5 protein-coding genes are annotated in these 13342 nt (G+C 33.9%); all 5 read right to left on the minus strand.

The window, feature by feature from the left end; all coding sequences use genetic code 11:
* Window positions 1-138: 138 nt before the first annotated feature.
* From B0G92_RS06335 to mads5, 5 genes are read right to left on the minus strand one after another with little or no spacing between them, the layout of a single operon-like run.
* Window positions 139-858 (minus strand): PP2C family protein-serine/threonine phosphatase, encoded by a 720-nt coding sequence (locus B0G92_RS06335; protein WP_101471472.1) that lies wholly within the window; start codon window positions 856-858, stop codon window positions 139-141.
* Window positions 858-6242 (minus strand): methylation-associated defense system ATP-binding protein MAD8, encoded by a 5385-nt coding sequence (mads8, locus tag B0G92_RS06340; protein ID WP_101471473.1) that lies wholly within the window; start codon window positions 6240-6242, stop codon window positions 858-860. The genes B0G92_RS06335 and mads8 overlap by 1 nt, the downstream gene beginning before the upstream one ends.
* A gap of 10 nt (window positions 6243-6252) precedes the next feature.
* Window positions 6253-7809 carry a methylation-associated defense system protein MAD7 gene (gene mads7, locus B0G92_RS06345; RefSeq protein ID WP_101471474.1) on the minus strand — a complete coding sequence of 519 codons (1557 nt, stop codon included), beginning with the start codon at window positions 7807-7809 and terminating at the stop codon, window positions 6253-6255.
* Between the two features lie 2 nt (window positions 7810-7811).
* Window positions 7812-11951: a methylation-associated defense system protein kinase MAD6 gene (gene mads6 / locus B0G92_RS06350; protein WP_101471475.1), complete on the minus strand. Its 4140-nt coding sequence runs from the start codon at window positions 11949-11951 to the stop codon at window positions 7812-7814.
* Window positions 11936-13342: a methylation-associated defense system restriction endonuclease subunit S MAD5 gene (mads5, locus tag B0G92_RS06355; protein WP_101471476.1), complete on the minus strand. Its 1407-nt coding sequence runs from the start codon at window positions 13340-13342 to the stop codon at window positions 11936-11938. The genes mads6 and mads5 overlap by 16 nt, the downstream gene beginning before the upstream one ends.

A 13342-nucleotide genomic window follows, 5' to 3' on the forward strand; every position in this document is an offset into this window, starting at 1 on the left:
TTCAATTTTTACGCGTTTTATCTCAGATTGAACGAATAAAATAGTTATATATAGAGTTCTGTGGCCAAAAAAATTCATTTTAAATAGAAAAAAAGTGAAATGGTTTTTTAAACCAGGAATATTGCCCTAATTCTTTTATTATTTGTCTTTTAACAAAGAAAAGTCATCAATATCTTGTATGGTGATAATTGTAAAGTTGTCTTGTGCTTCCTTCAAGAACTGTCTTTCTAGTTTTTGTAAGCCATTTTCTTGACAAGTATATACAAGAATCTGCTCTATCGAAATATTATTATGAACACCATCCGAACAAATAATAAACGAGTCTTCTTCTGAAAATTCAATAGATTGATATCCGATACTGGATTCAGAAGGTTTTCCTGTTATAGATCGGGTTACGATATGCTTATATCGCTCTAAAGATTTCTCTTCTTTTATACTATTGGATTCTAAAAGACTATTAATCAGTGTATGGCTTTTTGTCTGAAACAAAACTTTATCCTTATTTATTTGGTAAACCATTACGTCTCCAATCCAAAAAATATGTGAGATATTTTTCTCTACAATAATACCGCCTATCGTCGCACCAGATTTAATATTATTTTTAACGTTGAATTGTTTAATAGCCAAATTCGCTTTTTGAACAGCTTGTTGTATATTTTGCTCATTGATGTTGTCAACATAATTGAGGAATGTAAAGATGTTCTCAGAAACAATCTTTGCGGCTTCGTCTCCTCTATCATAACCACCCATACCGTCAGCAATAAGAAAAAAAGAGGCACCAGACTCTAATCTGTTTATACAGATAAAATCTTGATTACTTTCTCTTTTTCCTGTTCCTGTCAGCTGTTGTACTTTCATTAATTCCCTGTTGCTTTTTTTGTTGCTCCTCCGTGATTAGTAATTCTTGGTCGTGTACTTATTTTTACCGGCTTTGTTGTTATACTTTGTTCGGATGCTTTGGAAGCCCATAGGAAGCCTTCACCAGGTTTCAATGCACTCATATCAGCAGCAGTCAAGCTATTCAACTGTGTCAAGGATTTTTGAATATGCTTTAACCATTGAGGTGAGTTAAACTTATGGAGTAATACAATACTGCTTAATTCAATGATTTCAATGGGCAAGCTTGGTGGATCTTGACTAGCAATCATTATACTTACTCCTTTGTGCCTCATTTCTCGAATTGCCGTAACTATATTATTAGTCAAGTCCTTATTGTCCATATATTTATGAGCTTCGTCAAAAACAATGAACTTATTAAAATGCTTGTCATTAAAAGTTTTTACCCCTGAAAAAATATTAAGCATAATCACAAATAACCCTAACGCTTCGTCCTTAACAATAAACTCATCTCGTAAATCTACAATGACTAATCTCCCCGGTTTCAAAACTCCTTTAAGAAAGAAACTATCATCAATATATTCTTGGGCAAAACTAAGTTTCTGCCTAGCTAAAGATTTTTGAGTGTTTGAAAGTAGTTCAGATGCTTCCACACTTTCTCTTAGCCCTTCCAACGTAATATTTCTACGTTGTTCTTTCATCATAAATTTTAATTGCTTAATGTATGATGAGTCGTTTCCAACGGCACCCAATAAAAACATCCAGTCCTGAACATTCAATTCTTTAGAGTTAAAGGCTATTGGTTCAACTTGTATAGATGGAAATTCTTCTCTACGTTCATCAACTTTATCTGAAGGAGTTAATATAATAACATCTTCTATCTTGTCTGGTTCGGCACCATATAACTCCCTTAATTTCCCTAACTCGGTAAGATTAGTATTGGCGTTAATCATCGAAGTAAATTCCGGTTCATAGTCCATACTTTCACTATAATGGAATATAACCCCTGCCAAAGGAGCAGGAAGTTTACTGATATTTGAAAATTGTTTCAAGACCATTTCGCTAATTGTACCAATGGTATAACTCTTTCCCCCACCCTGAACACCAAATAAACTTATGGTATTGGTTTCAGACAAGTCGATTGCAATCTTTTTATTGTGTATTGAAGTACCAATAATTCCAAATTGATCAGACGCACTATTTTTCCCTACGATAATATCAAATTCAGGTATATTATAAGTTCTATCATTCTTTTCAGAATCATCTTGATAACTACTGTTCTCATCGCCAGATTCTGTTACATTATCATTCTTAGGTTGTTCGTCAATGCTCTCATCAAATAAATCTTCTGTATCCTTTTCAGATAAATCTTGAATCTCGTTGGTGTTACTATTTTCCTTTTCGTCAGAAGACGCTTTAAGTTTTGATTTAAACTTATGGATAAATGGCTTCAACTTGTTGTTGGATTCAAAGGCAGAAACCAATTCTTTATTAAGTTCCGTATCCTCTAATCTTTTGGTGTTCAAATCAGAATCTGGATCTAAAATATCACTGATTAGCTTATGACCAAAAGTAAAAATGGTGGTATTATCATCGAAATTTTGCTTTTGATGTTTTTGTTCAAAAGAAAAGTCGAAGATAAATCCTAATCGGATGAATTTGAGTTCAAATCCATTATTGAGAGTTTGAATAAAATCAATATAGCTGTTATAAGCATTTTCAGACAGGCAATTATACCTGTAAGCTCTTTCAATATAAAAGCTGAACAGAGATTTTAATTCCTTGTTTTTTATTTCACGGTCTAAACGATCATTACTCTTATAATCATTTGGGTCAAAGTGATGTTTGATCGCAGCAATTGTATTGTCAATTTGCTCAATCATTCTTGTCTTTAACTCTTCTCGTTCTGCTGCCCCTAAATAACTTCTACATTTTATCTCTAAAACGGCTATTTTTATTTCTCTTTTCTCGTTATTTATTGTAATAAACAAATTGTCTGCACGACTTTTGGAATTGGTATTTAAACTTTCAAAAAGGTTTTGATGTAAATCTATCGGGATGAGAAAAGCATTTTCTAATAATCCTTTTTTCTCCAAAACTCTTTTAGAAAAAGCTGTCCCTATAGCTTCAAAAGCTTTGTTTTTTGAAGAGTTTAATTGTAGTACCAAAGAACTGCTGATTGCTCTTAAATCTTCAAGAATAGTTTGGATTTTACTTCGACTTTCGGAACTGTCCATATTTAATCCGAAGGATGTAAAATGAGGACTTAATAACCCAATTATTTCACTGGAAGGCTTAGTCGTAAGATAAGAAGAAATACCTGACACCTCCTCACCGGGAACATAGTCCAATAGAAATGGAATCTTTCCATTTTCCGATGGTTGATCAAAAACTTGGGGACCTAAATTTTTATCAAAAGTAATTACCCAGTCGGAATATTCGTGTAAATGCGCCAATAATACCTGATCTCTGTTCGTCAAACTTAATTGTGTAGCAGGAACCGCATCTGTGGCATGAGCTGCTAAAGAACCCGAAGTAAAAATCTGATACGAAGTATAAAATTTGTTAATCAGATTCTCTTTTGGATTTTCAATTTTAACATAGTTATTCCATGTGATTTTTTCAGGCTCTTGAATGATCTCAACATCTGTTGCTGGATCAATAATTAAACTGTTCAGGTAAGCAGACCTATATGATCTATACGGTTTGTATAATGTAATTTTTGCCGCAAATGGATTAACCAAAAAACTAATATGGGCGTTAAAAACTACCGGGTTTTGGACAAAATCCTCAATATTGTTAATAGAAAACCTCAATTTAGGGAACAGTCTATTTTTGGAAGGTTGTGAAAATAGTTCTGCTTCTTCACTGATATTTGTTTCCGGATTGAGTAAGGCTTTTAAAGCTAATCCGTGTTCAATCAATGATTCTTGTCCAACAAAGATACGAACCTCAAACTTGGTATTGTAGTATTCGGAATGTTTACTTACATCTACAAATGCATCGGCAAAAACCTCCGCATCACCGACATTAAATAAATTTATAATTAGCGTATCCGTGTAAGGATGTTGTATCAAAAAGTTTTTTATATGTTTAACTACTAATGTTCTGCTAACATCATTATTGACAATATTTCCTGCGTCAATATTAAGCAAATGTCTAAAATAGTACTTTAATTGGTGTGAAATAGGGACAAGCGAATCATTTGGATTGGGAGTAGATGCGTTAATATATATTCCCCAGCCAAAACTTAATTCACCAAGATACTCATAGTTTATGAACTGACTTGGATCAACTAATACCAAAGGACTGTTGCTGGGGATCAATTCTCCTAAAAATAAGTTTTCCAACTGTTGCCATTCACGAATGTGATCGTCATATTGAAGTGTTTTATTAAACCATTCTTGGAACTGGTCAATAAGGTTTATAAACCAAGTCAGCCTAAGTGGATGAAGTGGCGATAATAAAACCGCAGAAACAGAGCCACCAGTTGGTAATTTTGTTTTAATTTTTACTGTATCTAAAAACTGAACTTCTGTATAAAGAAGCTTGATACTCTCTTTTTCTTCCGCTGAAACTTCGGATTTCTCAATCTTTTTGTTAAGATTAACTAACCAGTTATTATAGTATTCCAGATAAGTTTTAATGTCCTCTTTCAGATCGTAGAGGTTTGTAGTCTCTAATACTCCATTCTCCGAGCTATTCGAATTTTTAATCTTCTCAAAAACAACGTTACGTGATTCTAATAATTTTTTTGGAGCTATATCGGTCAGACTACTTATCGTGTATTCGATATTCTGTAATCCTGGTGTGGTATTGTTATCACTAATTACAACATTTACAAAACCAAAATGATTACTATTATTCAGAATTTCATTTTCGATCAGTCTAAGTTTTGATGACAGAATAATTTGGTAATTATGCTTATTAGAATAATTGATATGAAAAACAGATGATAATTTTATTTTATCATCATTTAGCCAGATGTTGGACTGATCACTTGATATAGGACTATCTAAAGCTGTTCCTTGTCTTAAACTGTCAATATTATATTTAAAAAATGCTTGAAGAACGTTATTCAGTTTATCTTTCCGTATTGTTTCTTCTTTCTCAGTATTTATGTCAATAAAATAATCAAAATCCTCCGAATCACATTTTAATTTATACCGAAGCTGCTTTTTACTTTCAACAGAACAATCATTTTCTTCCCACACTCGTTGTATGGAATCCTCATAAAAATTGTCGTTTACATTTAGGATATTACCCAATTCATCTTCAGCTAATACTTTAAAGAAATAAGATCCCTCTTCAATATTATTGGCATTCAATTCTATTTTGGCTTCCCGATATGATTGTTTAGAGTTCGTATTTTTTAATTTCCTTAGTGTGGTTATTTCTTGACCTGAAAAACCATCTACAGCCATTAAAACAACCCTGAAATATTTTAATTCTTCAATATCTTTTGGTTCAGGCGTGGTTTTAAACCGGATGGTCACTTTTGGATTAGACTTACCATCAGATAAAAGGACTTTTTTACCTTCCTCAATAGTAAAATCCGTTGATCGGATTTCAACAATTTCCAATTTGACTTCTTTAAAATTAAGACTCGGAATATCCCATTTATCAAACCATAGTTCAGAATATTTCTCTCCAACTATTTCTACAAGTCTATTTAACGAGATAATGTCATCTTCATTTCTAAACAGCTGAATAAAGTCCTTCTGAAGAGAATCCTTTTTTATTTGAAGTTCGTCTACTCTGTCATAGACAGGTTTATTAAAAGATGCCAATATATTACAACTTACCATATTCAGGTTAAGTCTTGAGCGAATCAAATTTTCATCATCTACTAATCTGAGATCCGGCAATAAGCCTAAATAAAACAAATTTCGTCCAATACTTTCCCTTGTAAATGATTCTTCCTCTAAAGCTAAAAGATAGCTCAATAAACTTGTTTGATTAGGATTATCTATGTAGCTAATCACGGTACGGACAAATGCTGATACCTCATTAGGAATTTTATCTTGCAATCTGGAAACTAAAAGAGGTTCTATACTCTCCAAGGAAATTTCTTTAAAAGTAGCATTACCATACGAGTCTTCCGCAGCAGTTCTGCTATTTGAAGGAACAAGTATGAGCAAAGGTTTTTTCTGCTGATTACGTAATTCGATCAGCTTAGTTGCAGAAATATAACAATCACCTTGTTGTGCTTCATCAACAATGTATGTGTCCAAATTCTTAAAATGACTTGTTATAACTTCCCAAAGTGATAATAATTGTTCGTTACCCAGCCCTGTAATTTTCATACAGTGACCCGGTTTGGCATTTTCGAACTCATTCTTGTATATATCTACAATCAGCTCGATGATGTATTGATAGTAACGTGTTAAAATATTGACGTCCATTATTTCTAAGTTATGATAGTTCGTAACGAGGTCTTATTTTTTGTAAGATGTAAGCATCACTTAAATCGTTATAAAAGCCTATCTGCCTCAATTTTATCTTAAAGGCTTCTACATTTTCTTTAAAAGCTAAATGCGTATACAGATCGACATTTTGAAAGCGTTCTTCCTCTAATCCATTTATAATTAATCCGTAACGATTTCGTAGATTACTCATCAATTCTTCAATAGACAAGCTTTGGGTGATGAATTTATTTTCATCCAGATGCAGTACTTGAATCTGAACCAAGGTTTCTAATAATCTGGTTCCAAGCACATATCTTCTCGGGTGTTTTTTACTTCTTCCCTGAGCCAAAAAGCCTCTTTCGTTATTTTTTTGCGATAAACTGTCTATCAATTGTAAATGATATTTATGCTGATAAGGTCCTTTTACTTTTAGTAGTAATTCAATATATCTGTCAAAATAAGTAGTTTCATATTTCACCATTTCAGATAATAGATCTTTATCATCCTCGTCCTGCTCATGATAAAGGAAATCCCAATAGGTCTCAAATTTTATTTCATAATTGTCTATTTCGCTTTTGAGAATATTAACGGCTTTTTCAACACTATCCGAATTGGATTCATCTAATTTCAACTTTTGAATGACGCTGTTGATTTTAAACGTGGCTTTGATATATTTGTATAGAGAATTGTATGTCTTTTCCGCATCAGCTATTGCAATTGAAGAAACTTTGCTTTCAAAATCGTCTGTAGTATCTATTACAATGCTCCAATCATCAATAATATCTTTAGTACCCGCCTCAATCATTTTCGGCAATAGATGAATCACCTTATGTACATACAAGGAAAGATGAAATGAAGTAATTGTTTTCAGATAATCAATTAGAACATTTCGAGGAATTTTAGATTTATATACCAACAATCTTCGAACATCGTCACAAAACAATTCTGCTTGTTCGGTTAAAAGTGGCTTTATCTTATTAAGAGTGGTATTACTCTCCAAAAAACCTGGACTAACATTTTTTATAAGATATAAGACGCCTAAACTATCTACATCCAATTCTTTTGAATGGAGTAATTGATTTGTTGTTTTATCCCATCCTTCGGCTAAAAAGTTTCGGAGATCCTCTTTTACAACTGGATTTTGCCCTAACATCAGGTAAATTTGGTCAGCAGTAAAATAATCTCTTGTATTGGGAACATTTCTTACCCGGTAGCTTTCAAGGTGTATAGGTCTTAAAGATGATATCTTTTCTTTTTCAGAATTACCTCGGTTAACCATATTAACAAGGTTGGTACGCAACCAAAGTTCTACCGCATCAGGGTTTTCATTAAAACCTTCCAATTCATTGTTCTCTTCCAATTTTTGGAAGATGTTTTTAAGTTTATCAAGCTCAATAAAAACATTATCTCCTCTTCGTGTTCTTTGCTTGGGGCGAATGCCTTCGTGCTTTAAAAGCATAAAGAGATTGACCAATGTATTATCTATATTTATTGTCTTGGCATCAGCCGTAAAAAGGAGTTCATTTCTGAACGTACTTTCCTGTTTGTTTAGTTTGATAGCCATAGTTAATAGGTTAATTTTTTAATAGCGATTTTGTTATTATTCTTTTTGATAGAATAAAACAGGCGGTTGTCTGGTGTTACCACAATCTCATCATAGTTCAGGTTCTCCAATAGATTTTTAAACACAATCAATTCAATGAATTTACCTCTCAAATCATTCAGAGATGGACTAAAACCTTTCTTAATAAAGTAAAGCATTTCATACAAATCCAATGAAATAGCTAACTCGATATGCCTATTTATTTTGTGTCTAAAAATTAAGCTGTCCGGTTCATATTCAAGATACTTGATCAAATGATCCGTACGATTTACAATCAGTTCAAAATCTTCCAAAGGAAACATTTTGAATGATTTCCCTCGAACATCCTTTACATCGGTCGATGCAAGGATTAAGTTCTCCTTGTCCAAAGACTCATTATCACACCCTTCATTTAAGGAGACTGCCCGTGAAATCACTTGTTTTGTCGTTGTATCGATGCTTGATTGGGATAATATAGAAACAAAATCAAAAACCGATTTATAGGGTAAACGTAACAGATACGAAGGCTTTAAACCCTTTTCAGCTGGTTTTGCTGTAGTTTCTTCCATAAATCTATCTTCCTGGAACCAGGCTGCTTTTCCCTCAAAATAATGATGTCGGGCAAATACTTTATGTTTCTCCCTTATGGTTTGAATCAACTCCGGAGTTTGTTCATGTGCCGGAATAAATGATTTATGATCGTTAAAACTATCGAGTAAATTGTATTCTCTTTCTGCAAATTCAACATAGTCTTTCGGATTATGTCGGCTGAAAAATAATTCTCTGTCCCAATGTGGAATAGCAACTTCCCCTATATCTGTTTCTCGTAAAATCTTAATTAAGCGATCTCTATTGCCGCTGTCATCCAAATTAGGATTAGTGATATTGAAATAGTAATATTGCCAATATTTTTCAGGATTCGAATCTTTTAATGACTCGATTTGTGGTAATTCTTCACAAGAAATATCACGAGTGAGCATAAAAGCAATAAAAGACCGTATATCTCGCATAGTGATATGCAATTCACGCTTTAAACTAACAGTTCTGATCAACCATTCCAAACGGTTAATTACAGCCTCACCGGCTGCTGTATCATTTAAGGTATCAACATTGTATTTGATAAAGCAGTCTTTAGCAAGCTCACATCCTTCACATTTTGCCCAAAGTGATTTTTGGGTCAAAGCTTTTACCTGATTCTTAAACAAGCTACCTTCCCCCGAATCATCAGCAACCACTGAACGAAGATTTAAATTGACAATCATAACTCCTTCCGGAAGTTCTGTATGTCCCTCTTCATAAAAGTAGTCTTCAATTAGCTTTCCCAATTTATGGTGGTTATTTGAAGTCGCTAAAAACTCGACTAAACGCCCTTCATTTATGGCAATGATACGTCCTTCCGTTGCTTGAGCATAATGCTGTACATCCTCAAAAGGTTGAAAAAATTTTTCTAAAACATCATTGTTTATATTGTTTTCTTCATCCTGTGAACCGTCATAATTACTTTCGTAAGTAACGCCATTTATCTTAAACCTCGCTCCGTTATGATGCGTAAAGTGTTCAACATCTTTAACAGAAGCGTGTTCTTCAATTTTCTTAATAAATGCTGTTTTCCCGTCTCCTGCGTTTCCAGTAATGATAAGCAGTTTATACTGTCCATCTACAATAGCCGGAATAAGGCTCTTGTCCAGTTTGGTGGGGGTATAGGTTAATTCATCCAATTGATGAGCACTGTTATTTACCCTTGTTCCAAAATTACCGTATTTAGACTGACTGTACAGCGAGTTGATATATTGAATAATATCAGCATCAGTCGGTGTATCGTTTGTAGTATTGGATTTAGTTTTTGGAGAAGTGTCTTCTAAAATCTTATCTTCTAATGAAACCAATGCATCAGACATTTCTTGGGCATTTTGAAAACGCTGTGCAGTATCGGTAGCAATGGCTTTCAATAAAAATGACGCAAACTTATCTGATATCCTAGGCTCTAACTCTTTTGGATTATTCGGCTGCTTGCTTCCCATAGGCATTTTAGAAGGATGCCAAGGATATTGCTTACAGACCAGCTCATACAAAGTTACTCCGAGAGCAAAAGTATCCGCAGATAAATTCCAATTTACTTTATAATTGTCTGCGATCAAATCTGGTGCTAAATACGGATTGGTACCAACAAAATCTTTGTTGGTTTGATTGGAAGAAGCTACATTAAAATCAATCAGTACAAAACGTTCTCCTTTATCCCAAATAATGTTTTGAGGTTTGATATCTCTGTGTAAAACGGGTTTTTCTTTAGACTGCATCTCCACCAAAGCAGAAAGAATCTCTTTACCCACTTGAAATATTTTATGAATAGGTAGTTTGGCGTCAGTACGAGTGTAAATGCTTAGGTTTTCCCCATCCAAGTATTCCATTACCGTAAAAAACTGTCCGGAAGCTGCCTCGTCATTCCATTTGAATTGTACTATGTTAGGATGGTCTAATTTTATTAAAGCATCATATTCATCTTTTACAGAACTAAAGTTTACGCTCTCATTGAATAGTTTCAGGGCATAATAAATATCTTGAATACGGTGTTTAACCTTAAATACCTTGGAATAGCCTCCTTTACCTAATACTTTGTGAATGGAATAGGTTCCAATAGAATCACCTTCTTTTAATTCTTCAAAGGTTAATGGCTTTACAACAGGGACAACTACAGGAGATGCTTCTGCAATGGATTTGCTTTCTATAGCATTGGCGATGACATCCTGTAAAGTTTCTACACTTTCTATTCGTTTTAGTTCATCTGTCAAAATGGTTTGCAAGCACACTTCGTCAATCCATTTGGGTAAATTAGAATTGATGTATGTGGGCAGTAGGTCTGCTTTCAGTTTACCGCCCATTTTATCTAAATCATAAGGTGTGTTAAACGGTTCTTTGTCCGTGAATAACCAATAGATTAAAACTCCTAATGAATAAATATCCGAAGCCGCACTGGCATCATTCACTGTCAGCTCCAAAGGATGGTAAGCCGTTGCGTTATTCTGGTTAATGGTTGGCATAACGGTATATCCTTCCTCACTGTGATCAATGAAATAGGATTTGCCAAAATTGCCCAGATACGCATAGCCACTGCTTAAATAAATATTATCAGGATTGATGTCACGATGGAAGATGCTTTCTTTATGAGCTTCCTTTAGTGCTACCATTACATTATTGATAATATCAATCTTTTCTTTGAACGTAAAGGTTTTGACACGAGCTTCTGAACGTAATGAATTTTCTTCCAAGAAATCAGAAATTTCATAGAAGAGATGATTAACCTCGTCTATACGGAACTCTACATTTAGGATAAATGGTTTTGCCTTTAATTTATTGAGTGCGTGATATTGGTTCTTAATTTTATCCTCACGTTTTTTCAACTCTTCTATTGACAGTCCGCTTACTTGCAAGGCGTATTCTTTGATCCTGCGACGCACTGAAGTAACACCTTTGGGTTTTACCAGATATTCCGTGAAATTCGGCTCCTGCTGTATGATTTCCACTACTTCATAGCCTTCAATTTCTCTTTTTTGTTCGGGAGATTTTTGTGACTGTTGACCGATCAGGAACTGTACTATTTCCTGTTGAACACTAACTATGTCATTTTCTAATTTACCGATCCTGTACGGATCGGTAATAAAGTCTATCAAATTCTTACTCAGTCCGAAGGTAAGCTTTTGAGCTTCGTGAGAAATAACAGGTGGATAAGTGTTATCAAAAGAAAGCGTAAGCATATTTTGAATCCACGCTTTTCCCCAAGCAAAGTTGGCTTCTTTGAGTTTGGACGCTAATATTGCTGTTTTTTGCCTACCTGTTTTAAGCGGATTGGGCATTTGTCTATCATTAAGATACCAATAATGGTCATCGCCTTCGATACGTCCTTTCCAATCTTTGTTTTCGATATTGTAGATACCGTGTGGAGCTACCACAATTAAATCGTACTCCCAGTATTGGGTACGATTGTTTTTGGGATTGGTAGAAGCAATCTCCACATTGGGAATTAAATAGTAATTATCAGGAAGATGTATCTCCAGATAATCCAACAATCTCTTTTCCCCGGCATTAACAACCGATTCGAAATAAGGCGGTTTTATGATACTTGCCATAGGTCAATTTCTTTTTCTATTAATGCAATGGCTTGGTTTTCTTTTGAATTGGCTAATGTAAGATTATCATAAGCGGTCTTGACAAGAACATCTATATTTTCTTCTTCTTCATTCGAAAATCTTGGGACAGGCAATTCGTTGATCAAAGGAACGATGAAACCTAGTAAATTTGTACCATATACTGAATTTCTAAATAGTCTAAACCACAAAGGAGAATTTAAAACAGCAAAAAGATAACCAGCCATTATTTTTTCTTCATTTGGAATAAATCGCATCGCATGACCAGCTACGAGTGTATTTTCTAAATATCCCCAAACAAAAACTGCTCTTCCAAATATTTCGTTCTCTCCTAATGTTCCTTGTGCAGGTACTAATATGTTTCCTTTGGATACAATCTCTTCATTTAGATTCTTAACTGAACTTTTAGAAATAGAACGTCCTTTGGGTATCCGATCAAAAAGATCCCCCTGAGATAACAGCATAATAGAATTTTCTGAAAAAGATTCAATTCGCTTATATCTAGCCCCATAAAAAGGCTCTTGAGAGAGCACTTCTTTCAATTTGGAATATTGATCTTGTTTTAATACATTTATTATTTGTTGCTTTCGTGGACTATAATTTCGACTTCTGAACGTATTAGCTGATAAAGCGCTACGTTTTGTAGAGAATATGTTTGAAACCTCTCTTTCCAATGGTCTTGTCAACTCATCTTCACTCTCATTGTCTATATTTAATAGTCTAAATAAATGTCTTTGTGATTCTTTTAGTAATTTATTCGCTTCAACTCTTAATTCTGACGCTTCTACAATCAGCTGATGAATTTCCTGTTCTTTTTCTTTTGACAGGGTTGGAATAGGAATATCTTTTAACATATCTTCAGATATATATGGTTGAACCCCTCCCGCCGCTAATCTATTAAGCAGTGTATTTCCGTATCTTGAGACTAGAAAACTATAAACGTAACCAGAGATATTCTTTTCTTTACAAACAACTCTAATAATATTGTCTGAACCCATTGCCTGATTATCTTCTAGTTCAGATGTAATATAGGCTGTTTGACCTATTGCCCCAACTCTTCCCGTTACAATCATCCCTTCTTTCAGAAAAGAAGGTTCATCAAAAGCATATTTTTTAGAATTATATTTGCAACCCTCTAAAGGATTTCCTTTTACAACGTCTGAATTGCTCAAGTAAGGAAGTCCTTTATTTTTCTCTGTATATATTCTTTTACTTCTACCTGCGGTAAAAATATCAGAACATAAACTTTGTAATTCTTGATGTGGCATTTTTCGCAATTTTCTTAAATACAAAGTGCCATCGGAAAGATGATAACTTCCATCGAATCTTAACGATTCAATTATATGTTGCTTTTTAACCTTTTGTATTATCAT

This window comes from Flavobacterium lindanitolerans (assembly GCF_002846575.1).
GTDB lineage: Bacteria > Bacteroidota > Bacteroidia > Flavobacteriales > Flavobacteriaceae > Flavobacterium > Flavobacterium lindanitolerans.

Coding starts and splice junctions, on each gene's coding strand:
- B0G92_RS06335 (WP_101471472.1), bottom strand. CDS start 858: ATGAAAGTACAACAGCTGACAGGAACAGGAAAAAGAGAAAGTAATCAA.
- mads8 (WP_101471473.1), bottom strand. CDS start 6,242: ATGGACGTCAATATTTTAACACGTTACTATCAATACATCATCGAGCTG.
- mads7 (WP_101471474.1), bottom strand. CDS start 7,809: ATGGCTATCAAACTAAACAAACAGGAAAGTACGTTCAGAAATGAACTC.
- mads6 (WP_101471475.1), bottom strand. CDS start 11,951: ATGGCAAGTATCATAAAACCGCCTTATTTCGAATCGGTTGTTAATGCC.
- mads5 (WP_101471476.1), bottom strand. CDS start 13,342: ATGATAATACAAAAGGTTAAAAAGCAACATATAATTGAATCGTTAAGA.